This window comes from Streptomyces sp. NPDC053431 (genome assembly GCF_044544925.1).
Lineage (GTDB): Bacteria > Actinomycetota > Actinomycetes > Streptomycetales > Streptomycetaceae > Streptomyces.
On sequence record NZ_JBITXX010000021.1, the window covers coordinates 52,163 to 74,708 of the forward strand.

At 70.8% G+C, this 22,546-nt stretch carries 22 protein-coding genes and 1 pseudogene; 6 read left to right on the forward strand and 17 right to left on the reverse strand.

Features of this window, described 5'->3' with window-relative positions; genetic code table 11:
- Window positions 1-205 precede the first annotated feature (205 nt).
- From ACIGXE_RS32890 to ACIGXE_RS32900, 3 genes are all read right to left on the reverse strand, one after another.
- Entirely contained in the window at window positions 206-1,747 is a 1,542-nt protein-coding gene (locus ACIGXE_RS32890; protein WP_399753254.1) for a YfjI family protein, read from the reverse strand.
- A gap of 199 nt (window positions 1,748-1,946) precedes the next feature.
- Window positions 1,947-2,873, reverse strand: a complete 927-nt coding sequence (locus tag ACIGXE_RS32895) for a bifunctional DNA primase/polymerase (RefSeq protein ID WP_399753256.1) — start codon at window positions 2,871-2,873, stop codon at window positions 1,947-1,949.
- Window positions 2,870-3,592, reverse strand: coding sequence for an SAM-dependent methyltransferase (locus ACIGXE_RS32900; RefSeq protein WP_399753259.1), 723 nt, complete (start codon window positions 3,590-3,592; stop codon window positions 2,870-2,872). Before ACIGXE_RS32900 ends, ACIGXE_RS32895 begins: the two co-directional genes overlap by 4 nt.
- A 207-nt stretch (window positions 3,593-3,799) precedes the next feature.
- On the opposite strand from ACIGXE_RS32900, the gene ACIGXE_RS32905 reads away from it, so the two are divergent.
- Window positions 3,800-4,777 (forward strand): HNH endonuclease, encoded by a 978-nt coding sequence (locus tag ACIGXE_RS32905; protein ID WP_399753261.1) that lies wholly within the window; start codon window positions 3,800-3,802, stop codon window positions 4,775-4,777.
- A 52-nt stretch (window positions 4,778-4,829) separates the two neighbouring features.
- Here the strand turns inward: ACIGXE_RS32905 and ACIGXE_RS32910 are convergent, their stop codons facing one another.
- The gene (locus ACIGXE_RS32910; RefSeq protein WP_399753263.1) at window positions 4,830-5,336 is read right to left on the reverse strand and encodes a hypothetical protein; all 507 of its coding nucleotides are present in this window, start codon (window positions 5,334-5,336) and stop codon (window positions 4,830-4,832) included.
- A 236-nt stretch (window positions 5,337-5,572) separates the two neighbouring features.
- Between ACIGXE_RS32910 and ACIGXE_RS32915 the strand changes: the two genes are divergently transcribed.
- The gene (locus ACIGXE_RS32915; RefSeq protein WP_399753265.1) at window positions 5,573-5,899 is read left to right on the forward strand and encodes an ankyrin repeat domain-containing protein; all 327 of its coding nucleotides are present in this window, start codon (window positions 5,573-5,575) and stop codon (window positions 5,897-5,899) included.
- Here the strand turns inward: ACIGXE_RS32915 and ACIGXE_RS32920 are convergent.
- From ACIGXE_RS32920 to ACIGXE_RS32955, 8 genes are all read right to left on the reverse strand, one after another.
- Entirely contained in the window at window positions 5,896-8,013 is a 2,118-nt protein-coding gene (locus ACIGXE_RS32920; protein WP_399753266.1) for a hypothetical protein, read from the reverse strand. The genes ACIGXE_RS32915 and ACIGXE_RS32920 overlap by 4 nt on opposite strands.
- A 2-nt stretch (window positions 8,014-8,015) precedes the next feature.
- A complete protein-coding gene (locus ACIGXE_RS32925) occupies window positions 8,016-9,536 on the reverse strand; it encodes a hypothetical protein (protein ID WP_399753268.1) in 1,521 nt (506 codons plus the stop codon).
- Window positions 9,537-9,618: 82 nt separating this feature from the next.
- Window positions 9,619-9,831, reverse strand: coding sequence for a hypothetical protein (locus ACIGXE_RS32930; protein ID WP_399753270.1), 213 nt, complete (start codon window positions 9,829-9,831; stop codon window positions 9,619-9,621).
- Window positions 9,832-9,845: 14 nt separating this feature from the next.
- Entirely contained in the window at window positions 9,846-10,238 is a 393-nt protein-coding gene (locus tag ACIGXE_RS32935; protein WP_399753271.1) for a DUF3307 domain-containing protein, read from the reverse strand.
- Window positions 10,239-10,258: 20 nt separating this feature from the next.
- The gene (locus tag ACIGXE_RS32940) at window positions 10,259-10,588 is read right to left on the reverse strand and encodes an RRQRL motif-containing zinc-binding protein (RefSeq protein ID WP_399753273.1); all 330 of its coding nucleotides are present in this window, start codon (window positions 10,586-10,588) and stop codon (window positions 10,259-10,261) included.
- A complete protein-coding gene (locus ACIGXE_RS32945; RefSeq protein WP_399753274.1) occupies window positions 10,585-11,610 on the reverse strand; it encodes a DUF2637 domain-containing protein in 1,026 nt (341 codons plus the stop codon). Before ACIGXE_RS32945 ends, ACIGXE_RS32940 begins: the two co-directional genes overlap by 4 nt.
- Window positions 11,607-12,068, reverse strand: a complete 462-nt coding sequence (locus ACIGXE_RS32950; protein ID WP_399753276.1) for a hypothetical protein — start codon at window positions 12,066-12,068, stop codon at window positions 11,607-11,609. The genes ACIGXE_RS32945 and ACIGXE_RS32950 overlap by 4 nt, the downstream gene beginning before the upstream one ends.
- The gene (locus ACIGXE_RS32955) at window positions 12,065-12,328 is read right to left on the reverse strand and encodes a DUF6284 family protein (RefSeq protein ID WP_399753277.1); all 264 of its coding nucleotides are present in this window, start codon (window positions 12,326-12,328) and stop codon (window positions 12,065-12,067) included. Before ACIGXE_RS32955 ends, ACIGXE_RS32950 begins: the two co-directional genes overlap by 4 nt.
- Before the next feature lie 656 nt (window positions 12,329-12,984).
- Here ACIGXE_RS32955 and ACIGXE_RS32960 point away from each other — a divergent pair.
- Window positions 12,985-13,751 (forward strand): annotated as a pseudogene (locus ACIGXE_RS32960) (XRE family transcriptional regulator).
- A complete protein-coding gene (locus ACIGXE_RS32965; RefSeq protein WP_399753279.1) occupies window positions 13,748-14,221 on the forward strand; it encodes an NUDIX domain-containing protein in 474 nt (157 codons plus the stop codon). The pseudogene ACIGXE_RS32960 and the gene ACIGXE_RS32965 overlap by 4 nt, the downstream one beginning before the upstream one ends.
- Here the strand turns inward: ACIGXE_RS32965 and ACIGXE_RS32970 are convergent.
- The 3 genes from ACIGXE_RS32970 to ACIGXE_RS32980 all read right to left on the reverse strand — a co-directional run bounded on the left by ACIGXE_RS32970 (window position 14,209) and on the right by ACIGXE_RS32980 (window position 16,214).
- Window positions 14,209-14,775, reverse strand: coding sequence for an HD domain-containing protein (locus ACIGXE_RS32970; RefSeq protein WP_399753281.1), 567 nt, complete (start codon window positions 14,773-14,775; stop codon window positions 14,209-14,211). The two genes, ACIGXE_RS32965 and ACIGXE_RS32970, sit on opposite strands and share 13 nt — an antisense overlap.
- A gap of 11 nt (window positions 14,776-14,786) precedes the next feature.
- Window positions 14,787-15,233 carry a GntR family transcriptional regulator gene (locus ACIGXE_RS32975; RefSeq protein WP_399753282.1) on the reverse strand — a complete coding sequence of 149 codons (447 nt, stop codon included), beginning with the start codon at window positions 15,231-15,233 and terminating at the stop codon, window positions 14,787-14,789.
- Between the two features lie 135 nt (window positions 15,234-15,368).
- Window positions 15,369-16,214, reverse strand: a complete 846-nt coding sequence (locus ACIGXE_RS32980) for a DUF4231 domain-containing protein (protein WP_399753283.1) — start codon at window positions 16,212-16,214, stop codon at window positions 15,369-15,371.
- Window positions 16,215-16,776: 562 nt separating this feature from the next.
- Here ACIGXE_RS32980 and ACIGXE_RS32985 point away from each other — a divergent pair.
- A complete protein-coding gene (locus ACIGXE_RS32985) occupies window positions 16,777-17,841 on the forward strand; it encodes a hypothetical protein (RefSeq protein WP_399753285.1) in 1,065 nt (354 codons plus the stop codon).
- A gap of 185 nt (window positions 17,842-18,026) precedes the next feature.
- On the opposite strand, the gene ACIGXE_RS32990 is transcribed toward ACIGXE_RS32985, so the two are convergent.
- The gene (locus tag ACIGXE_RS32990; protein ID WP_399753287.1) at window positions 18,027-19,328 is read right to left on the reverse strand and encodes a GAF domain-containing protein; all 1,302 of its coding nucleotides are present in this window, start codon (window positions 19,326-19,328) and stop codon (window positions 18,027-18,029) included.
- A gap of 427 nt (window positions 19,329-19,755) precedes the next feature.
- A complete protein-coding gene (locus ACIGXE_RS32995) occupies window positions 19,756-21,396 on the reverse strand; it encodes an acyl-CoA dehydrogenase family protein (protein ID WP_399753289.1) in 1,641 nt (546 codons plus the stop codon).
- A 17-nt stretch (window positions 21,397-21,413) separates the two neighbouring features.
- On the opposite strand from ACIGXE_RS32995, the gene ACIGXE_RS33000 reads away from it, so the two are divergent.
- Window positions 21,414-22,538 (forward strand): YihY/virulence factor BrkB family protein, encoded by a 1,125-nt coding sequence (locus ACIGXE_RS33000; protein ID WP_399753290.1) that lies wholly within the window; start codon window positions 21,414-21,416, stop codon window positions 22,536-22,538.
- The last annotated feature ends 8 nt before the right edge of the window (window positions 22,539-22,546 follow it).

The following is a 22,546-nucleotide window of genomic DNA, read 5'->3' on the forward strand; positions in this document are numbered from 1 at the left end:
AACTGTCGTGACAAAACCTCAAAAAACTCTGACAGAACCTCGGAAACCTAGGTTGTGTCAGCGTGGGCGGGCCCGGACGGGTCGAGGTTTTTTGAGTTCTGTCAGAGTTTTCGGAGGTTTTGTCAGAGCTCCGAGAGCGGCTGTTTCCGCAGGTCAGGCGGCTAGTCGGGAGGTTCTGTCAGTTCTGTCACGGGTTTCGGGGTTTTCAGGCGCTGGGGGTGAGGCGGGGGTGGGTCTCGTAGCGGGGGGAGGGCGGCCGGCCGCCGCGGGTGGTGCGGGGCGCTGGGGGCTGTTGGCGGACCCAGCCGTGTTCCTCCAGGAGGTTCAGGGCGGGGTCGAGGTCGCTCATGGCGGGGAACTCGCTGCGGGGCATTGCTCGGAAGAGGTCGCGGCGGGTGAAGGTGGCGGTGCGGTTCTCGCTGAGGTGGGTCAGGAGCGTGTGGGCGGCTTCCTGGGCGGGGTCGGCTTTCATGGCGTCGAAGACGTCGAGGGCGTGGGCGGTGAAGTAGTCGCCGAGGCGGGTGGCGTCAGCCATCGTCTCGGCGGCGATCGGCCGGTTCCACGCGTCATCGGGATGGGTGGCAAGGTGGAGGAGCCCGGCGATGCGGGCGACGGCTCCGTCGCGCTTGCTGGCCCAGTTCAGGATCGGGGCGAGGGAGCCGTCTTTGCGGAGGCGGGATTCGGTGACGCGCTGGTAGGCGAGGAGAACCGCATCAGCCTCGGGAGAGAGGGTGAGCTCGGCGGTCTCGGTCCAGGCCGCGAGGGTCAGGGCCAGGCGGCCGAGCTTGTGGGCGTAGGTGGCGGCGGTGTCGGGGCTGAGGAGCTCGGGGGTGAGGTTGCGATAGCCGACGAGGGACTCGGGCTTGGAGTAGAGGAACCGGGCGAGCAGCCCGCGGCCGTCGGCGCCCTTGATCTGGCCGATGGAGTCGAGGACTTCAGGCTGGACGGCGAGGCCCATGGTGATCGAGGGATTCTCGATGTGCTGGGCGTCGCGGGCCTGGCGGTTGACGCGGGCCAGGTCGCCGGCGTGGCCCTTGAGGAAGATGCCCATGTTCGGGGCGCCGGAGTAGCGCCCCGCGATGATCTCGAAGATCTCGCCCTCGGGAGACATGATCGAGATACGTCCGTCCTGCTGGGCGAGGAGGGTGGTCAGGCTCTCTGCGGTGACGTCGTCGGCGATGAGCTGCGGCTCGGCCGGGACGACCGCGCGCTCGGCGGCCTGGGACAGGGCTGCGGCCTGGGCGGTCAGCTCGGCCATCTTGTCGGCCTCGGCGTTGGCGGCCTGCTTCTCGGCCCGCTCGGCGGCGGCCTTCGCGATGCGCGCGGATGCGGCGGCCTCGGCGCGCTGGGGTGCGGTGAGCTCGACGAGGGCCTTTTCGGCGGCGAGCAGGGGCTTGACCATGAGGCCGAAGACGGCGCTCTTGCGGTTGCCGGGCGGGAGCGCGACGGCTGTGTAGATGTTGACGGGCTCGCTCCACTGCCCGCGCACGGTCACGGTGAGGCGGCCGCCGGCGGCGGTGCCGATGACGGCGAGCGCGAGGCACCCGGCGAGGTCGACGGGCGTCTGGGTCTCCTCGGCGACGCCGGCCGTCATGTTGCCGAGCCAGTCGGGCAGCGCATCGACGGGAAAGGCGGGGAGCTGCCCGCGGGTGTTGATAGGCACCGGCTCGTCCCAGACAGGCCCGGCGAGGTCCTCGGCGGTCATCTCGTCGAACCCCGCCCACAGTTCAGGGTCGTGCGTAGTCATGCGGTGGTCCTCCCTTCGGCCAGGAGCAGGCCGAGGCCTTTGCTGAGCGGATCGGCGGGCAGGTGCAGGTCAGGGCTGTTGGGGACGCCTTCGGCGACGCCCTTCGGGGCGCCCACCGCCCGTTCGGGCTGGGGCTGGTTGGCGCCCTTCGGAACGCGACGCTGGTGAAAAGCTCTTAGAGGCGGGGCAGGGGGGTTGGTCATGCCGCCCTCCGGCTGCCGGCGGGGTTGTTGGTGACTGACCAGTCCAGCCCTCGGGTGATGACGTCGTCGTAGTAGCGCTGCGGCTGGGTCGCGTTGCTTGCCGCCGCGCTCCTAAGAGCCCGCTCAACGTCCCCGCGGGCGAGGTCGCCCGACGCGACGAATCGCCCCAGAGCCCTCGCGGCCCTGAGCAGTGTGGCGTTGCGGGTCCCGGCTTCTGCATGGGCGACGTTGCGGACCTCGTCGTCCAGAGCCGCTTTCGCGTACCGGGGCCCGTTCACCGTCAGCGGCCCCGGAACGTCCCTGACGGGCTTGGGGCGGGCCGCGAGCGCGTCGGCAAGCCATCCGGGCAGCGGGATGGGGCTGATGCTGTCGATGACGGTGTAGGCGCCGTCGTGGGTGTGGCTGCCGGGGGCGACGACGTACCCGCCCCAGCCGCGGGTGTCGACGTGCTTGCCGAGGCGTCCAGCGGTGCAGCCGAGACGGGCGCCTTCGGGTTGGGTGAAGTACAGGTGCATCCCGCCGCGCGCGGTCCGCACCCGGTAGGTGGTGGGGACGGCCTTCCCGGCGCGCTCGCAGAGCGCCTCAAAGGAAGTCACGCCGTCAGGCGTTCCTTCCTCGTCTGTCGGCTTGAGCGTGTCCAGGTCGACCACGAGCAGCCCGGACGGGCCAGTGGCGATCCCGATGTTGTACGGGGCGTGGGTCCAGGCGGCGGCGAGCAGGTCCGGGTCGGTAGTGGCGCGCTGTTCGGGGGTGCGGTGGCCGTTGGCGCAGCGGCTGGTGCCGGGGCAGCGGGCCGCGGCGTGGCCGGCGGGCCGCTTGTCGCGGGGGCGGAGCGGGAAGACGTGCCACCCGCGTTCGGCCGCCGCGACGGCGTGGGCGAGCAGGTCGAGGCCGGCCAGGTCAATGGTGGGGAGGGTGGTCACGCGGCCACCTCCAGAGAGGTCCGGGCTTGGAGCTGGGTGCCGATCCAGTGGGTGTAGGCGGGTGGGATGGCCTCGCAGACCTCGCGGATGCCGCGGGGGATATCTCCGCTGGGCGGGACTTTGATCCACGGCATTTGGAGGGCGTCGCTGGCGGCGTTTTGCCAGGCGCGGGAGTGTCGGCCGCCGGTGATGGTCATGAACGGCTTGGCCTGGGTGGGCAGGTAGCCGTTTCGCGTGCAGGCGGCGGTGTGGGCCGGGTGGGGTGGGGTGGTGAGGGGCCAGTTCGTCTCGAAGAGCCGATGCCGGTACACCTTCAGGTCGAACATCGGCCCGCACAGCAGCGCCGGGTCGCGCAGTTCGCTGGCGGCGGTCTCGACGTTCTCGATGACGTATGGCAGGCCGACGGTCTGGAGGGCGTCGCGGACGGGGGCGATGAGGTCGGGGTAGGTCTTGTGGTTGTAGGCGTTCAGCGGGCTGTAGTGCTGGCACGGAGGGCTGGCGTGGACGGCGTCGTACTCGTGCCCATGCGCGGAGAGGTAGTCGATGGCGTCGGCGACGTGGTGGGTGAAGGGGTAGTTCGGCTGGGGGTTGATGTCGACGCCGGTGACGTCGAAGCCGGCCTGGTGGTAGCCCATGCCTGCGCCGCCGGCGCAGGAGAACAGATCCAGCAGCCGCGGCCGGCCGCCGCGCTCTCGCCGGATCGGGATGGGATGGGGCATCCTGGAGAACCTCCAGTTCGAGTGGATTGGATGAACAAGAGCGGCCCCGGTCTTTGGCGAGATGTGGGGGCCGCTCTTGGCTTTCGTGGGTCCTTCACCTGGCGTGTCCACAGGTGATGACGGGGCGGGAGTGTCAGTGGGGGCCGATACGTTGATCGGCGGGGCACCGCGCGTCGCGCGGGTATCGGTCGACGGAGGGGTCGAAGAATGACGGCGTGGCTGATGTACCTGGGTGAGAACGCCAAGCGTGTGGGCGGCGGGTACGACGACAACAGCTCCACCCACTACAGCTGGGACAGCCGGGTGCCGAACGCGACCAGCGTGCAGGTCGGCGACCAGATCGTGCTGTGGGACGGCAATACCTCGCTGGGCCTGTCGGTCATCGAGGACATCGAGACCGGCACCGGCACCAAGGACCTCAGCTCCTGCCCCAAGTGCGGCAAGGCCGACATCGCCGAGCGCAAGACGATGACGCCGAAGTACCGCTGCTGGACCAACGGCTGCAAGGCCGAGTTCGACCAGCCCGCCGTCGAGACCGTCGACGTCACCACCTACCGCGCCCGCTACGAGGCCGGCTGGGTCGACCTCCATGGCCACCTCACCGCACCCGAGCTGCGCCAGCTGTGCGAGGAACAGAAGTCACAGAACGCGCTGCGCCGCCTGCGCTGGGACGACTTCCGGGCGCGGGTGGAGACCGGGAAGAACGCCACCCCGCTCAGCGTCGTCGACTCCGCCCGAGACCTCATCGTCGGCGGCCACACCGAGAGGACCGTCCGCGTCCGCAAAGGACAGCCCGCCTTCCGCGCGGCTCTGCTCGCCGAGTTCGGCGAGCTCTGCGCCTTCACCGGCCCGATGCCCGCCACCGTCCTGGAAGCAGCCCACCTCTACAGCTACGCCAAGAACGCCACGCACAAGGCCGGCGGTGGTCTGCTCCTGCGCCGCGACGTCCACCGCCTGTTCGACCTGGGCGAGATCGCGATCAACCCGCAGACCCTGCTCCTGGACGTCGCGCCCCAGACCCGCGCGTACGAGGTCTACGCCCAGCTTCACGGCCATCCGCTGACCGTGCCGATCAAGATGACGCACAAGAAGTGGATCGTCCAGCACTGGGGCATGCACCGCGAAAAGCCCGCGACGGCCATTCCCGAGCAGAAGACCGGCCCGACCGTTCCGGTGAGCGCCTGAGCGCGACGGACCTCGGGCGGCCTCCCGGATTCAGTGAGCCGTCAGCCGGCTGTCAGCGGTTGTTGATGGTTCCGTTGGCACGGCCGAACAGTCCGGTCGCGGTGATGTTCTGCGTGATGTGCGTCGTCGACCCGGCCGAACCCGTGCCGCCGCCGCCGACCGCGCGGCGGGCGGTGCGGAGCAGGACGGGCACGGCGATGACGGCGGCGACGACGAGGGCGGCGGCGGACCACAGGGCATGGCTCATGGCGATGAGTCCCGGGGCGGCGTAGGAGAGTCCGATACCGGCGGCGCCGATGCCCGTGCCGACGGTGGGGGCGAGGAGGGCGGTGGTCTTGGCCCAGGCGGGGATCGGCTGCGCGGCGGTCACCGGTGCGGGCGGGGGCGCGGGGTGGGTGTAAGCGAGGGTCCGGACCCCGTTGGGGAGGGTGACCCAGTCGACCCCCGGCGGGATCTCCGCGGGAAGGACCACCGGCTTCTCGGCCGAGGGCCAGGGGCTGGCGTACGAGGCGGGGTAGCGGGCGGGGGCGGTGCTCTGGGGCGGGGTCTCGAAGTGCACAACGGGGTCCCTTCGACGACGGCGGCCAGCACCCTGGGGGGTGCCGGCCGGTGCCTTGCTTGTCGTGTCGCTTGTCGCTTGTCTTGTCGCTTGTCGCCTTGCAGGTCACAAGCCGTTTCCAGCCCTCAGCAAGCCGCCCAGGGTCCTTACCGGGCGCGGTGGGTGACAAGCGACAAGCGGTTGGCTTCGACCTACCTGGCCGATCACCTTCGTGAGGTGTCGGGGATGATGCCGTGGTGAGCATCGTTGAGATCGAAAGCCCGTGGACGCCAGCTCACCAAGCGGTGGAGTCGAGCGACCACGCCGGGCTCACGCGCCTCCTCGACGAGGGAGCCGACGTGAACGAGATTTGCTGTGGGATGACCTTGCTGATGCACGCCATCGACTTGGAAGGTGACTCGGCTCTCCAGTCCCGGCAACCGATCAACAGCGCGCTTACGGCGATCCTCCTTGCCTACGGGGCCGACCCCGCCATCACCCTCGACGGCGAAACCGCCTACGACATGGCCCAGAGATACGACCACGGCATGGCGATCCGGTTGCTGACCCGGTTCACGTCCTAGTCCCCAATGCGCCCGTCGGGGGCGTGGCGGTGGTGGACGTAGCGGACCTTCGTGCCCGTTCCGACCCTTACGGCGGTGCCGTCGTCGGTCCATGTCTTGAGCCAGCCGACGACGGTCTGACGGCTGGTGCCGTGCTGCTCGGCGAGCGCGCGGGCGATCGCGGAAGCCCCGGTCCCCTCCGAGCCGGCGGCGAACAGGACGGCGAGCGCGGCCTGTCGGGCCTCACTGTCCTGCTGCTCGTTCCGGAACGCGCTCAGATTCAGCCCGGGACGCTCCTCGCGCTCCTCGTGGGTGTCCGTGTCCGGCTCGGTGGTGGTGCCGAACTCCGCGTCAATCTGGGCCATGAACCGGGCCGCGAGTGCGTCCTCATCGGTCGCGGGAGTGGCCGGCGCGGGGGTGTCGCGCAGCGCGGAGAGGTTCAGCCCACCCAGTCGGGCGGGACGATCCTCGGCCGCCAGAGCGGGCCGCTCGTCGGCCACAGCGCTGGTGCGCATCCACGCAGTGCGGGTGGTGTCCCAGCGGCGGGCGTAGGCAGGGCCGGCAGCCTTCGCCGACTCCGCGTCGAGCCGCGGGTGGAGGGTGGAGGTGGCGCGGACGATGTCGGCGATCTGGTTCGGGGTGATCCGCCACGACTTGAACACGCCCGGGGCCGACTCCGGGGTGCCGATGAAGCCGGCGCCCTTGTACGGGGCCTGCTCCGGCTTCAGCCCCCGGGAGCCCGGAAAGACCTTGGACAGGTCCATGCCCTCGACCTCGCCGCCGGTCAGGCAGACGCGGGCCTTGGCCTCACGGCGGATCATCAGGTTGCCCAGCACGGATCCGGTGGCACCGAGCGCGGTCAGGACATCACGGATGCCCATGGCCCTCATGAGCCGGATGACCTCAAGGATCTTCCCGGCGAGCTTGCGCATCTGCGGGTCGTTGCTGGCCAGGATCTCCGCTCCCTCGTCGATCACGAGCATGATCTGAGGGATCTGGGCCGAGACGGGCAGCAGGTCCGTGTTCGCCTTCGCCATGAGGTCCTGGTAGACGACCTTCCGGTGCTTGCCCACCCGCAGGGCCGTGTCGAGCATCAGCTCAGCCTCCTCCGGTGTGGAGGCGAGCCAGTCGACCCCGGGCCGGGTCTCCCCCTCCGGGCTGCCGGAGGGATCGAAGGCAGGGCGGACCCAGGGCAGGCCGGCCGATCCAGCGTTGAGGTCGATGACCCAGGTCAGCACGTCGGTAGCGCGGGCGAACCCGGCGAGCACGGTGTGAACGAAGTTCGTCTTGCCCGACCCCGTAGGACCGACGACCAGCGCGCACTGTTCCCGCAGGTAGACCTGAATTTCCCGGCCGTCGGAGCGGACGCCCCAGGGCAGGCCGGTGTGGATGGACAGCGGGCCGTAGTCGCTGGGGTAGGGGATCTCACCGGCGAGGACGTTCACGGTGGAAACGTCGACGAGAACGCGACCCTGGTGAATGCCGGGGGTGGCGGCGGCGGTGCAGCCGTGCGGGAGGCGCGCGTCGGCCGACAGGCGGGCGGAGTCCTTCGCGATCTGGTCGTACGTCGTCCCGCCGGGGAGTTCGGCGTCGATGGTGAAGCCGGTGCCCGTGGGCCACTTCTCGATCGCCAGAACCGTGACCGTGATCCCGCAGACGCGCTGGATGCGGTCGACCCACTCCGCGGCCAGGGTGCGGCGCTCGGCATGGAGTTCGGCGGCGACCTGCTGGTCCGCCCACGCGATCAGCTCCAACTCGCGAGCGTCCTCGTAGAAGCCAACCGACCGGGCAGCAGTGCCCATCCCGACGCCGAGGACGGCGAGGGACCCGATCGCGGTCCAGGTCAGGGGGCCAGTGGCCATGGCCCAAGTGGTCCACCCGGCGCCGAGCAGCCACGACGACGCGCGGAGCGTGACGGTGCGGGCGGAGAGGCGTTCGCGGAGGGTGGAGATGGAGTGGCCGATGGCGCCGGCGGCGCCGACGGCGAGGGCCCAGGCGGGGGGCATGCCGGTAGCGGCGCCGGTGGTGGCCAGCGCGAGGGCACCGGTGGTGGCGGACAGGGCGCCGGTCACGGGTCCGTGACCGGCACTCCAGTCCCACACCGGCCCGTTGGGGGTGTGGTCGGTGGTGGCCATGATCAGACGTTCCAGCCCTTCTCGGCCTCGGGGCCGTTGCGGGGGTCTTCGTGGCGGGCGATGTCGTGCTCGTGGACCTGCCGGAAGAGCGGCGCAAGGTCACCGGCGGAGTCGACCGCGCGCATCAGCGCGCCGTAGATCTCGTCGAACGCGCCGGCGATGTCCTTCTCCAGCGGGAACTCGGAGTCGGAGCGCTCGGCGAGGATACGGAAGGTGTTGGCGACCGACGTCAGGGCGTCGGGCAGGTTCTCGACCATGGTCAGGATCTCCATGGCCGTGTCGGGCTCGTAGGTGCGGGCCGCGTTCTCCATCTCGGCGGCGGCCTCTTCGAACTTGAAACCGGACACGTTCACGACCTCCACAGGGGACGAGGGTGCAGCGGGGGCGAGGAAGGTGGGGCGCTGAACCTTGTCGCTGATCTGCTGCTCGGGGTTTAGGTCGTCGTCGATCGCGGCCTCGGCGGCGGCCTGCCGCTCGCGGATCGCCGCGTCACGGGCGGCCTGCTGTTCCTCGGCGGTGCGCATTAGCCGCCGGTACAGCCGCCGGCCCGGGTGCTGAATGGACTTGACGCCGAGCTTCCGGCCCAGCGGCGTGGTCAGCATGCCGAGGGCGCCGACAGGGGCGGCCAGCAGTGCGGCGGCGAGACGGCGGCCCTGCTTGCGGGCCGCCGACTTCCACAACGCCCGCCGGGCGTCCTTACGCACGGCCCGCTTCAGGACCCGGGCCTGCTTCGCGGTCAGTCCAGCGCGGACCTTGTCGCGAGCACCGTCGACCGCACGGGCCGCCGACCGGTCGCGCGCCGTGCGCGCCCGCTGCACCGCAGCGTCACGACCGGCACGGATCCTCCCGCCGAGCCACGAACGCCCCGTTCCCGTCCGGCTCTTTGGGTTCCGACCCGTCACACCACCTGTGGTGGCGGTCGAGGGGTGGAGCGAGGGGATGTTGCGGCGGGTGTCGGCGACGGTGCGACGGTTGTGCACACCCTGTGCACGCCGGTCCATCCTCGTCGGCCCCGCCATCGAACGGGCCGCCTGACGCAGGGCCTTGACCTGCCCCACCCGGCCCTTCGACCGGGGCCGGCCGGTCGCCGAGGACGCCCCGACGCTGCCCGTCCGGCCCCTGGACGTGCGGGACACACCGGCGCCGGTGCTGTGGGTGCCGCCGGTGGTCTGCCGGGACGTTCGGGGGGTGGGAACCTTTGAGCCTCCGGCCCGACTGGTCGTCTTAGTGCGGTTGCGGACCGCGCGGCGGGCCAGGACCGCACCACCGACGACCGCCGCACCGACCATGGCGAAGACGGCGCCGGGCGGACCGGCCGCGACCACAGCCGCGGCGATGCCGCTGACGGTGCTGTTCACGCCCGTAGTCGCGAGCGGCACCACGGGCCAGCCGCCGGCAGTGTGCTCGACATTCGGGGTGTCCTTCACCGGCTGCTCGGCGGCCGGCGGCGGGGGCGGAGAGGTGGGCGGGGCCGGCGGCGGGGCGGTGGTGCCTACTACCGGCTTCGTGCTGATGTCCGTCATCCTTGCTACCTCCCTTTGGGGAGATCAGGGGCCCGGCCAAAGCTGTGGAAGGTGGATGGTCGGGCCCTGCCAGATGTGCAGGTCAGAGGGTGTTCGGCTCCAGCGAGAAGAACACGACGGTCGAGCCCTGCAGCGAGGGGTAGGCGCGGGTCGCGTGCTGCCGGATGTGCTCGTAGGTGTCGAAGCGGGACGCCCCGGCGGCCGGCGTGATGGTGCCGCTCACGGTGCCCTCGCCCCGTCCGTCGGACAGGGTCAGGACGTACATGTGGGAGCCCTGCGGCCGGTCGTACTCCACAGAAAACCTCCAGGTCAGGCGGCGAGTGCGAGGGCCGCGAGGGCCAGGGCGGTGATGTGGGCGGCCTGGTCGACGTGTGCGGCACCGCCGTTGGCGGCCCATGCGGCCTGGCCGAAGCGGCTCATCCACCAACGCACCGGCCAGCGACGGTCGATGAACGCATGCGTGCCGCCGATCCAGGCCAGCGCCGCGAACGCAGACCAGGTGGGGACGGACAGGTCGAGCAGGACCATGCCGGTCAGCAGGGTGATGGCGCAGGTGGCGATGTGGGTGCCGGCGTGGTCGAGGCTCGCCCGCCAGCCCTCGGCGCCGGGCTCGGCCTTGTGGGCGGCCTGGTGGTCGGTCTGGAAGGGGTAGTCGGCCAGCAGGTGACCGACGTAGAGCAGCAGAAACACGGTCGCGAACACGGGACTCTCCTCGGTGTCGGTCACGCAGTGGCGGTGCTGGGGTAGGCGCACGGGGTACACATGCCGAGCGAGCGCGGGATGCAGTAGCCGGCGTCCCGGCGGCACTGCGGGCACACCCGGCGGGCGGCATTCGCACGCTCCAGGGCGGCCCAATTCGCGGGCGTCATGGGCCGGACCGGCAGGGCCCGGTCGATGCGGTACAGGTAGGCGACCAGCGGGCCGCGCCGGCGGCGGGGTCGTTCGAGCTGTGCGGCGACGTCCTGACCGCCGGGCCGCAAGCCGCAGGCACGCAGCTGTCGGAACGTCGCCAACCCATCCGGGGCGCAGCGCCACGGGTAGGTAGGGATCACTGGTCAGCCCCCTGCAGGGCGCGGGCCGGGGTGGTGTCGCGGAGCTCCTGGTAGCGAGTGGAGACCCAACCCACCGACCAGCCGCACAGCTCGGCGGCCTGCCGCACCGACAGCCCCGCCCCGAACGCGGCACTCACCGTTTGACGCGCCCGGTCCTCCGGCTGCTTCTCGCTGGCCGGCCCGGCGGACAGCAGGGCGATGCGTTCACGCTCGGCGCGCTCGGCCGCCTGCTGCTGTTCACGCAGGGCAGCTTCCTCACGGGCCCGGCGCTCCTGCTCACGCTGCTGCGCGACCTGCCGTTCACGGGCCAGCCGCTGCTGTTCACGCTCCCGCTCGGCCGCCAGGTGCTGTTCACGCTCGCGTTCAAGGCGTTCACGCTCGGCCCGCTGTGCCTGCTCGGCCGCAGCTTCCCGCTCGCGCTCCTCACGGCGAGCACGCTCCTCCCGTTCAGCCTGTTCACGGGCCAGGGTGGCTTCGTGCTCACGCTGTTCACGGGCAAGCTGCGCCGCGTGCTCACGCTCCTCCCGGGCTCGCCGCTCGGCCCGCTCCTCGCGTTCCTCCGCGGCTCGCTCCCGCTCGGCTCGGGCAGCCCGCTCACGGGCGTTCAGAGCCTCCAGCGCATTCGTGATCGCCCGCCGGTAGGCCAGTCCAGTCTCCGCGGTCACGATCAACAGCAGGGGCGCCACCGCGTGCACGGCCACGCCGACCAGGTCTTCCTTCAGGGCGGAGTCCGCTGTGTTCAGGGCGAGGGTCATGCAGCCGGTCATCCATCGCAGCGCGATCGGCCACCGGCCCCCGTGCCCTCCGAGACGGGCCAGGACCGAATCCAGGCGCACGACGATGACGACCGCGGCGTCGACCACGAGGGGCAGGATCGGGGCCGTCCAGTCCCACTCGTCCGCCGTGTGCGCGGCCATGAGCGGGGTGACCGTGAGGATGGAGTAGAGCATCGCTCCGCACACGATCAGCCACGTGCCAACCGACAGCGCCCGTTCTGCTGAACGGATCTGAACACTGTTCACGACCCGGCCCCGCCCCGCGGAATGTGCATGATCGACCAGCCCGTCAGGGCGCCGCCCTGGACGCCCGGGGGCAGCCAGCCGGCCGGGTTGGCGCCGAGCGTCGCGGCGTGGTCCTTAGCGGCCTGAACACTCGCGTGAACGCTGTGCGGGGCCCCGTCGCGCAGCAGCAGCGCCGCCGGCGCCACCGCCGCACGACGGGCCACGTTCAGCTCCTCGTGGAGCGTCGCGGCCTCAGCCGTCGACTCCTTCAGCGCCGCCTCAACCTCGGCGACGTGCTCGCGCAGGATGGCTGCGTCACTCTCCGCCGAGGCAACGCAGCCGTGCAGGTGGTCCACCCGGGCGACGTGCCGGCGGTACTGCTCTGCGGCACGGCCGTTCGCGTCGGCCTCGGCCGCACGCGCCTGCTCCGCGTTCTCCACAAGCTGGCGCAGACGCTCGGTCGTGATGACGCGGATCACGCGGCACCGCCCAGCGGGGTGGCGGCGCGGTTGGTCAGGTTGCGCCGCTCGGCCAACACCCTGCGGCGGGCCCGGCGGATGCGCTGGGCGTCCAGCGCCGTGCCCGGCCGGTCCAGCAGGGAGATCGTGACGTCGAGCAGGTCGATCTCCGCCTCGATCAGCGGCATCTCCTGCTCGATCGCGTCCAGCTCGGCGCCCGTCGGCTCCCCGTCGAACGGGAGAGTCGTAACAAGGCTCTGAAGTGCAACGATGGACTTCATTGGGTCTGCTCCTTCGAGAGAGGAACGGCCCGAACAGAGCCCCCGGTGTTCCAGCACCGGGGGCTCACGCCGTTGGAGTGGGGTTTCCGGCTCCCCTCGACCCCGCCCGTACGGCACCCCATGCAGGGTCCGGACGGGCGAAGGAGGCAACCGGCCGCAGCCGAGAGGCTGCGGAGGTCAGGTGACGCGGTGGGCGCGGCCGCCTCGCCGGTCCAGCGCGGGCGGCGCCTGAAGTCTTCGTCGGGACATCGCAACCTCCTTGGCGTCGAGCAACAGGGGTGGAGCACTGCAAGGGGGACCGCGTCCCCACTCTCCGGCCGTTGCTCGCGGTCGCCGGGCCACCTCGCCAGTACGGGCCGTAGCCCTGTTCCACCTGGCCTTTAGCGGGATTGCAGCGTCCCCGCCCTCTGCGCGTGCAGCACCTCTCGGCGGATCGGAATCCGAAGAGGTACATGTAGTACCTGTTCCTCATCATGCGGAGAAGGATTCGCGGCGTCAAGTCCCTTCACCCTCCGGGGTCGACGCTTCCGTCCGCTCGATGTGCCTTCAGCTTCGCTGCTGCGGCCTAGACGTTGGACTCCGCACATGTACGACTGGCGCACGGCTTCGCTACGGTGAAGTCGTCCCAAGTCGTCCCACTGGGGGAGAGTCACGGCATGGCGAATGAGCGGTTACGCGGCGCGATTACGAAGAGTGGCCTGTCGATCAAGTCGCCGAGTCCCTAGGGGTGTCGGCCAAGACGGTCGAGCGCTGGATCAATGAACCCAAGCGTCAGCCCTACCGCCGCTTCAAGTACGCAGCGGCCTCGCTCCTCCAATGCGAGATGTCCTACCTTTGGCCGGACGAGCGAACATCGGCCGAGGTCACCGAGGCGGGGAATGCAGAGCTTGTCAGGCTCTACCCTCACCGCTCCGTGGTGCCGAACCGCCTCTGGCCGCAGCTCTACGCCCGAGCGTCGCGGCAGTTCGACGTGCTCGTCTACTCGGGCTTCTGGCTCACCGAAGACGCAGCCTTCCACCAGGTCGTCAAGGAGAGGTCGGCCGCCGGCGTCCGCGTCCGGTTCATGCTTGGCGACCCCGGGGCTGAGGCTGTCGCCAGGCGCGGCGAGGATGAGGGGATCGGGGGTGCGATGTCCAGCAAGATTCGAAACGCGCTGGTGAACTACGCCCCCTTGTTCGGGCTCCCGGGTGTGGAGTTCCGGCTCCACTCCACCACGCTTTACAACTCGATCTACCGGGCCGACGACGAGATGCTCGCCAACGGCCACCTGTACGGCGTGGGCGCGTACATGGCGCCGGTGCTGCACATCCAGCGCGTCCCAGGGGGTGAGCTGTTCGACGCTTACGCTGAGAGTGTCGAACGGGTTTGGGAGAGCGCGCGGCCCATCTCCTCGCCCACTGACCTTGGAGGTCCAGACGCATGAGCCGAATCGACTACTTCCGGGACCCCAACGCCCCCGCGGCAAACTCCGTTGTGCCCTCTGTTACGGCCATCGTGCGCGACGAGGCGGACAGACTCCTCGTCATTCACAAGACCGACAACAACCTCTGGGCACTGCCCGGCGGCGGCCACGACATCGGCGAGCGCATCGCCGATACAGTCGTGCGCGAGGTCGAGGAGGAGACCGGCATCAAGGTCGTGGTCGACGGCATTGTCGGGCTCTACACAGACCCGGAGCACGTGCTCGCGTACGACGACGGCGAGGTGCGGCAGCAGTTTTCCATCTGCTTCCGTGCCCGCCCGGTAGGCGGAGCCCTCCGCACGAGCAGCGAATCCAAAGAGGTCCGCTGGATAGCTCCGGCGGACCTCGCTGAACTGGACATGCATCCATCCATGCGTCTCCGGATCCAGCATGGCTTGGACGAGTCGCGCCGCGAGCCCTACATCGGTTGAGCGTCCGAGGCGAGGGCCATCCGGGTTTCCACCCGCTCCGCGGCGGCGTAAATCTCTGGCGCCGCTCGCTGGATGAACCGACCCACGATGGTGTCAGGCCCGTACCGCTGCACGATTTCTTCCAGCCGGGCCGCCGGCGTCGTGTGATCCCCGTCCGGGGTGGTCGTCATGTCCGACACGATCAGCGCGTCCACCAGCTCGGGCCGCTCCAGCTCGAACTCGGACTCCAAATCACGTCGGAGTCCCCGCTCCTCGGCCTCGAGGAGGGCACAGGAGTGGTGCGCCACGAGTCGCACGACCCGCTCGTCCGCGCCCTCCTGGTCGCGGAGGAAACGGGCCCCGTCGAGTGGGTGGAAGCCGGTGGTGGCGATGGAGGGGGAGTAGCCGACGTCGTGCAGCACGGCGGCGGCCTCGAGCAGCTCTGCGTCGCGGCCGAGGATCGGGCTCAAGGAGCGTGCCCGCTTGGCTACCCCGAGAGAGTGCGCCCAGCGGCGCGGTAGCGGTTCGGCCAGCATTGATTCGGAGAGCGAATACGCCCACTCAGTAAGCCCCATGGATGGCAAGGCTATGACTCCTCTTGGACGGTCGGAAGGGCGAGCACCGTGCGCCCCTTGCCGTGCACGGTGGCGAGCAGGCCGGTCCCTTCCATCTGTGCCAGCGCGTGGCGTACGGCTGTCCGGGACATTCCGAAGCGCTCGCAGAGGTTCGCCTCTGACGGGAACCTGTCGCCGACCGCCAGGGAGTCCTCCGTGATGACGGCGACCAGGCGCTCGACGAGAGGCGGGATGGGTGCCCGGGACACGCGCCAGCCGGCCCCCGGCACGGAGGTGATCAGCTTCTCGGACTCCAATGTCTTGAGCGCGCGGCGGATGGTGTTCCGGGAAACGTCGTGGGCCTGCATGAGGGCGGCCTCTGACGGCAGAGTGCTGCCCCTGAGCTGCCCCTCCTCGATCTCTTTCCGCAGCGCATCGGCGATGAGCAGGTAAGTTCCGCGTGGGCTGGCCTCCGGCACGGCACCTCCTTCCATGAGCTTCGATTGCTGCCAGGGTCGCACGTGGCCACGTCAGATTGGGCTGGCGGGACGGGCTCTGAGGGGCCGGTTCCGGTCGTCATGTCGTCGTGTGGGTCCCAGCCGCAGCTGTGCTCACTAAATGACCTGCTGCTGGCCCTGCTGGGGTTGGTCGAGCTGCTGCTCCCGCATGCGCTGCTCGGCGCGCAGCTTCTCTACGGTCGTAGCGAACGACTGGAGATTTGTTTCGTCATCGACATCGGAATAGGGTGCGATGCCGAGTTCGAGGGCCGTGGCATGCTGTTCCATGTTGTCAGCGGTCTGTTGGAGATTAAAGGCGCGCTCCCGGGGCTTGAAGTAGCCGGCCGCAGCCGTTACCACGGTAACGATGAAGCCCAGGGCGATGAGGGCTCCCTTTGCGGGCTGAGGTGGGTCATACCATGCGGTCACGGCGCTAATTGCCGCCGAGGTGATGAATAGAAGCCACTGCATAAATAGATGTACGCGACGGTAGTGCCGAGATTCCTTGCGTAGCCTAGCGATCTCTGCGGGCAGGCGTTCCTTATAGGAGAACTGTCGCTCCAGTGTGGGAGGGGTCATTCGTCTGGACTCAAGAACTCTGTGCTCTTCGGCCAGGTCGAGGTCTAGCCGGAGGTCCCGCACTGGGGTCTTGGGGTCCCTCCAGGGTGAGTCCTTGCTGAACTCAACAGCGAATTGAGCGATCGTGGCGACCGCCAAGAAGAATCCGATCCCAACGAAAATCCCGGTAAGTGCGTCCGGCATGCTTGTGTGCAGCCAGATAAAGACCTTGAGGCCTGCGCATAGGAGGAGTAATGCAACGAAGGCGATAGGGGTGCCGTAGAGTCCAGTAACCTGCAGTCTGCGGTTTTTTATGCGCTGCTTTAGATCGCTAATTTCACGCCGGTGGCTAATCAGCGCATCCGTAGTGTTTTGGCTATCGGGGGCATTTGCAGGCTGTGGCATGCGCGGTGTCGTTTCTCCTGAGCTCGATCTTTCGGAATATCGCAGGGAGTGGTGAACATCCCGTAGAAGTCACACATGACTCGAATGAGGAAAGGCACCCCCCTTGCCCCCCGTGGGGTTCGCGCACCAGCAAGCGGCGACCGATAGATTCTGTCAGGCCTGTTCCCCTGGCGAAGCGCGTTCGGTCATGAAGCTTGGAGGCGCAGCGTGTCGGATTTCGTAGTGGCAGTTGGAGGCGGCCGCTCTGCCTCCGGCGGTCGTGCGGGCAAGAAGCTCGATGGGAGCAGCGGCGAGGAGCCATCGCCGAGCCTTGTGTCCCGGAGGCACCTGGGGAGCCAAACGGGGAGCCACACTCGGCGACACTCAGCGGATCTAGGCGGACCCCAGCGTACGGAGCGTGGCCACGGGCCTGGCATCGCTGGGCCGTTGGGCCAGGCCCCCGAGAGCCCCGCATTACCTCAGCGGTAATCGACCCCCGCCGCCCCCCACCGGCAAGGTGATCACACCGGGACGGCAGCGGCCTCCCGGCGACGGAGACACCACGGGATACAAGGGGAACGACATGGTTACGGGTCGGCGTGCGGCGGTCGGGATCGCGGTGGCGGCGGCGGTCGTCGCGGGGGCGACGGTCACCGGCACCACGGCGGAGGCGCGGCCCGGCGGGGCGGTCGCGGCGGCGCAGGGGGACTGCCCGGCGGCCCGGGCGAAGGTCGACCGGCTCGAAGGGCGGATCACGCCCAACGCCTGCGCCTTCATGACGCGCCAGATCGCCTTCGGCGAGATGCCCACCGGGACCCCGCCCGCCGACGGTGACCTCGGTCACCCCCGGGTGCGGGCCTACCTCGACATCTTCGACCCCGAGGCCACCCTCTGGGAGGCCGGCGCCCCGGCGCAGCGCGGCCACGGACCCATCGGCACCTCCATCACCCGCTCGCTCGCCCTCGCGCCGAGCCTGGTCTACCGGGGCACGGACGTGGTCGCCGACGGCAGCACGGTCATGTTCGGGCAGTGGAACGAGGTCACGCTCAAGGGCCACAGGATCGCCTACCCGCAGATCGCCCGGAACGTCCTCGGCGACGAGGGCCGCACCCTCCAGGCCCGCCGCTACTACGACCGCGCCGTCCTCTTCCGGGACACCCTCCCCGAGAGCGCGCCCCCGGCCCTCTTCGCCGGCATCGCGGACAGCGGCGAGGCGGACGAGGGCAGGGCCGCCGCCCGCTTCCGCGTCGGCGAGATCCCGGCCCGCCTCGCCGCCTGGAACGCCGAGGACACGGACGCCCTCCTGCGGCGTTTCGCCGGCGCCCGGCTCAGCGGCCCCGGCCTCGACGCCCCGCTCGTCACCGCGGCCGGCAAGCGCGCCTACCTGGAGCGCCTGTTCGCCACCGCCGACCTCCGCCTCAAGGCCGGCCAGGTCGCCGTCGGCACGACGACCACGTACGTGGAGTGGCACGGCACCGCCGTCCTGCCCGACGACCCGGCCACCCCGGAAGTCGATCCCACGGCGGTCCCCTTCGGCATCGTGGAGCGCTTCGGCCCGGACGGTGCGTGGGAGCTCTTCTTCGACACCCTGCCCCTCGTCGCGACCCAGGCCGAGATCGGCGCCCTCTTCCGCCGGCTCGCCTCCTGACGCGGGAGCGAGCGTGACCGCCGGACCGGTCCACGGCGCGGATGGGCGCGGGCGCGGTGCGGATGGGCGCGGGGCGCGGTGCTCGCCGCGCCGCCGCCCGCGAGGCCGCCGCCCGACCGCCGGTGCCTCGCCGGATCGCCGGTGCCTCGCCGGACCGGCGAGGGACCGGGCCGGACCGGGCCTGCCTAGGCCGTCATCCCCGTGCGGGCCGTGCGGATCGCCGGGGCCGTCGACTGGGGGAGGAGGTCCGAAGGGTGGGCGGGGCGGCGGAGCTCCACCGCCACCTCCTCGCTGAAGCGGTACGGGCGGTGGGCGAGGACGCCGCCCAGGTTGCGGCGGATCCGGGACATCTCCGCGCGGACCGTGACCGTACGGGTGCGGTCGCCGAAGACGTCCTGCGCCAGCTCCGCCGCCGTACGCCCCTGCGGGTGCAGGGCGAGGAGGTAGAGGAGTTCGGCGTGGCGGGGGCTGAGCTCCTGGGTCCAGCTGCCGGCCGCGCCCGAGACCGCGACCGTCCAGCGGCGCGGGCGGCTCAGGTCGAGCACCACGCGGCTCGCCGCGCCCGCCGCGGTGTCGGCCGGGTGGCCGTCGTCCTCGACACGGAGCAGCCAGCCGCCCGGCAGCGGCTCGACCGCGCACATGCCGAGCGAGGGCAGCCAGACCCGCCCCGCCCGGAAGGACTTGGGCAGCGCCAGCCGGTCCACCGGCGCGAGACCGGTCACCGCCGCCGTCCAGCCGTGCGTGTCCACGGCCACGGCGCGCCCGCCCACCCGGCACAGGATCGGCGCGGCCACCGAGCGCAGCCGCTCGATCGACCGCAGATGGCGCTGCCGCATCTCCGCCTCCGCCAGCTGCGCCACCGAGGCGACCAGCGCCAGGGTCGCCGGGTGGAAGCTGGAGGCCGGGCCGCTCACGTCCACGATGCCCAACAGGCGCTGGTCGCGGGGGTCGTGGACGGGGGCCGCGGCACAGGTCCAGTTGTGCAGCGTGTGGACGTAGTGCTCGGCCGAGTGGACCTGCACGGCCTTGCCCATGGCGAGCGCCGTGCCCACCGCGTTCGTCCCGGTGTCGCTCTCGCTCCAGGCCGCGCCCTCCTCCAGACAGATGCCGTGGGCCTGGCGCATCACCGCCAGGTTGCCCTCGCGCCAGAGCACCCGGCCCTGTTCGTCCGTCACCACCATCATCTGCAGCGAGGCGTCGGCGATCCCGGCCAGGCCGGCGCTGAGCGTCCGCATCACCTCGCCCAGCACGGTCGAACGGCGCCGCTCCTCCAGTTCGTCACGGCGCAGCAGCACACTGCTCGTGCTCCGGTCCGGGTCGAAACCGATCCGGGCCATCCGCTGCCAGGACGCGTCGATCACCGGCCGGGGCGCCACCGGCGGGGTCCGGCCGGCCAGCGTCTCCTCACGGACCTTGTGCAGCAGGCGGCTCGCCTTGACGGAGTCCATGGCGGCCAGCCGGTTCAGGTCGAGCTGAGTGTTGTTCATCGGCCCCTCCCAGCCCATGTGGTGCTGTATCGGTGCTGTATCGGTTCTGCACTGTGCGAGTCCTGGCGCCCATCGTGCCGCTCCGCAGCGTCACGCGCGGGGTGCTTCGGGTAATCCTGCAACCCTTTGCAACTCTGGCAACCCCCGCCCCCGTCCACGAGGGTGTACTCGAAGCGGAGGGTGGTGCCGTGTCGGCGCAGCACCACCCTCGGCTTTTTCGCGCGTCCCGACCTCCTCGGGCCCACCCCCGGCGCACGCGGCCACACGTCCCCGCCCGTCCCGGGCCTCACCCGCACGGCGGTCCTCCCGAAACGGCGTTCGGACCCCTGATTCCCTGAGCTCCGGATCCCCTGAGCTCCGGATCCCCTGAGCCCTGGCCCCCGCACGCGGCGGACTCCGCGCGACCGCCCCCCAACCGACCGACCCCCTACCCGACCGGTCGCGCCCGCTCCACCACCGCCGCCAGGTCCAGCGTGTGCGGCAGCGTCCCGAACGCCGCGCCCCAGTCGCCGCCCAGCCGCGACGCGCAGAACGCGTCCGCGACCTCCGGCGGTGCCCACCGCACCAGCAGCGCGCCCTGCAGCACCCGCGCCATCCGCTCCACCAGCCGCCGCGCCCGCGCCTCGATGCCCTCCAGGTCGGCGAGTTCGGCCAGCATGTCGCGGATCGCCCGGTCCAGGCGGTGGTCCGCGCCCCGGGCCCGTCCCACCTCCACCAGGAAGGCGTTCAGCGCCTCCGGCTCCCGGCGCAGCGCCCGCAGCACGTCGAGCGCCTGCACGTTCCCCGCGCCCTCCCAGATCGAGTTCAGCGGCGACTCGCGCAGCAGCCGGGGCAGCCCCGACTCCTCCACGTACCCGTTCCCGCCCAGGCACTCCAGGGCCTCCGCCACCACCGGCGTGCAGCGCTTCGTCACCCAGTACTTCGCCGTCGGCACCGCGAGCCGCAGCAGCGCCCGCTCCTCGTCCGTGCCGGCGTCGTACGCCGCCGCCAGCCGCAGCCCGAGCACCGTCGCCGCCTCCGACTCCAGCGCCAGATCGGCCAGCACGTTGCGCATCAGCGGCTTGTCGACGAGCGGTCCGCCGAACGCGGCGCGGAACGAGGCGTGGTGCACGGCCTGCGCCACCGCCTGCCGCATCAGCGCCGCCGAGCCCAGCACGCAGTCCAGCCGGGTCGCCGCCACCATCCCGATGATCGTGGGGACCCCGCGCCCCTCCTCGCCGACCCGGCGCGCCCACGTCGACCCGTCGAACTCCACCTCGGCGGACGCGTTCGAGCGGTTGCCCAGCTTGTCCTTGAGCCGCTGGATCGCGAACGCGTTGCGCGTCCCGTCCGGCAGCACCCGCGGTACGAGGAAACAGGTGAGCCCGCCGGGCGCCTGGGCCAGGACCAGGAAGCCGTCCGACATCGGCGCCGAGCAGAACCACTTGTGCCCGGTCAGGACGTACTCCCCGTCGGCCGCCAGCGGCTCGGCCCGGGTCGTGTTCGCCCGTACGTCGCTGCCGCCCTGCTTCTCCGTCATGCCCATGCCGAGCAGCACGCCCGTCTTCTCCAGCGGAGGCCGCAGCTCCTGCTCGTACACGCGCGAGGCGAGCAGCGGCTCCCACGCGGCCGCCAGCTCCGGCTCCGCCCGGAGCGCCGGCACCGCCGCGTGGCTCATCGACAGCGGACAGCCGTGCCCCGCCTCCGCCTGCGACACCAGCAGGAACCCCGCCGCCCGCCGCACATGACCACCCGGACGGTCCCACGCCCCGCCCGACAGCCCCGCGCCGACCGCCCGCCCGAGCAGCCGGTGCCAGGCCGGCGGGAACTCCACCTCGTCGATCCGGTTGCCGTACCGGTCGTGCGTCCGCAGCCGGGGCGGGCACTCGTTGGCGAGCCGCCCCCACTCCTGCGCCTGCGCCGAGCCCGACGAGACCCCGAGGGTCGTCAGCTCCCCCCGCGCCTCCTCGTACACGTCCGGCGGCAGGTGTCGCTCCACGGCCTCCGTCAGGGCCGCGTCGGTCGAGAACAGGTCGTACCCCACCAGGGGCGGTGCCTGATTGGTCACGGTGTGGGTGCCGGGTGCCATGCCGATACGGTAAGGAGGTGCAGGCAGGAAACGAAACACCCGAACGGCCCGAGCGGCGGCCCTGGAGCAGGCTCCACCGCGCGCGCGTCCTCTACCGCAACGTCTCCAAGCGGAAGATGGTCTGGCTGCTCCTCAAGGACACGGTCAACTCGTGCATCGAGTACCGCATCCTCGGCCTCGCCGCCGAGGCCGCGTTCTTCACCCTGCTGTCGCTGCCGCCGCTGCTGCTCGGCCTGATCGCCCTCCTCGGCTACGCCGACGAGTGGACCAACACCGACACGGTGGCCAGCATCGAGGAGAACATCCTCCACGCCGCCGGGACCGTCCTCTCCGACCGCGGCGTCCGGGAGATCGCCCGTCCTCTCCTGGAGGACGTCACCCAGGGCAAACGCCCCGACCTCATCTCCCTCGGCTTCGCCATCGCCCTGTGGTCCGGCTCCCGCGCCGTCAACGTCTTCATCGACACGATCACCGTCATGTACGGCCTCGACGGGCACCGCGGCATCGTCAAGACCCGGCTCCTCGCCTTCCTGCTCTACATCGTCGCCCTGCTCATCGGCGCCGTCGTGCTGCCGCTCGCCGTCGTCGGCCCCGACCGGATCGTCGAGCTGGTGCCCTGGGGCACGGAAGTCGTCTCGGTCCTGTACTGGCCGACGGTCATCCTGCTCTCCATCGCGTTCCTGACGACCCTGTACCACGTCTCCGTCCCCGTCCGCTCCCCGTGGATCGAGGACATCCCCGGCGCCCTCGTCGCCCTCGCGATGTGGGTCCTGGGCAGCTTCCTGCTCCGCATCTACCTGACCAGCCAGGTCGAGGGCCCCACCATCTACGGCTCCCTCGCCGCGCCCATCGCCGTCCTGCTCTGGATCGGCATCTCCGCCTTCGCCGTCCTCGTCGGCGCCGCGGTGAACGCGGCCATCGACCGGGTCTGGCCCTCCGTCGCCACCGCCGCGGCGCGCGAGGCCACCGAACGCGCCCGCGCCGCCCAGGCCGCCGACCTGGTCGCCCGGCTGCGCGCGGAGGAGGACGACGTGGACGAGGACGACCCCGACATGCCGTCGGAGTTCCCGGAGCGCTGGTCGAGGTTCCTGCCGCCGGACGACGTGAAGTCGCGGCTGCACGCGGGGCGGGAGAAGGACTGAGGCTCAAG

Coding starts and splice junctions, on each gene's coding strand:
- ACIGXE_RS32890 (WP_399753254.1), bottom strand. CDS start 1,747: ATGACTACGCACGACCCTGAACTGTGGGCGGGGTTCGACGAGATGACC.
- ACIGXE_RS32995 (WP_399753289.1), bottom strand. CDS start 21,396: ATGGCACCCGGCACCCACACCGTGACCAATCAGGCACCGCCCCTGGTG.
- ACIGXE_RS32985 (WP_399753285.1), top strand. CDS start 16,777: ATGGTTACGGGTCGGCGTGCGGCGGTCGGGATCGCGGTGGCGGCGGCG.
- ACIGXE_RS32920 (WP_399753266.1), bottom strand. CDS start 8,013: ATGGCCACCACCGACCACACCCCCAACGGGCCGGTGTGGGACTGGAGT.
- ACIGXE_RS32955 (WP_399753277.1), bottom strand. CDS start 12,328: ATGAAGTCCATCGTTGCACTTCAGAGCCTTGTTACGACTCTCCCGTTC.
- ACIGXE_RS32900 (WP_399753259.1), bottom strand. CDS start 3,592: ATGCCCCATCCCATCCCGATCCGGCGAGAGCGCGGCGGCCGGCCGCGG.
- ACIGXE_RS32925 (WP_399753268.1), bottom strand. CDS start 9,536: ATGACGGACATCAGCACGAAGCCGGTAGTAGGCACCACCGCCCCGCCG.
- ACIGXE_RS32990 (WP_399753287.1), bottom strand. CDS start 19,328: ATGAACAACACTCAGCTCGACCTGAACCGGCTGGCCGCCATGGACTCC.
- ACIGXE_RS32970 (WP_399753281.1), bottom strand. CDS start 14,775: ATGGGGCTTACTGAGTGGGCGTATTCGCTCTCCGAATCAATGCTGGCC.
- ACIGXE_RS32965 (WP_399753279.1), top strand. CDS start 13,748: ATGAGCCGAATCGACTACTTCCGGGACCCCAACGCCCCCGCGGCAAAC.
- ACIGXE_RS32980 (WP_399753283.1), bottom strand. CDS start 16,214: ATGCCACAGCCTGCAAATGCCCCCGATAGCCAAAACACTACGGATGCG.
- ACIGXE_RS32905 (WP_399753261.1), top strand. CDS start 3,800: ATGACGGCGTGGCTGATGTACCTGGGTGAGAACGCCAAGCGTGTGGGC.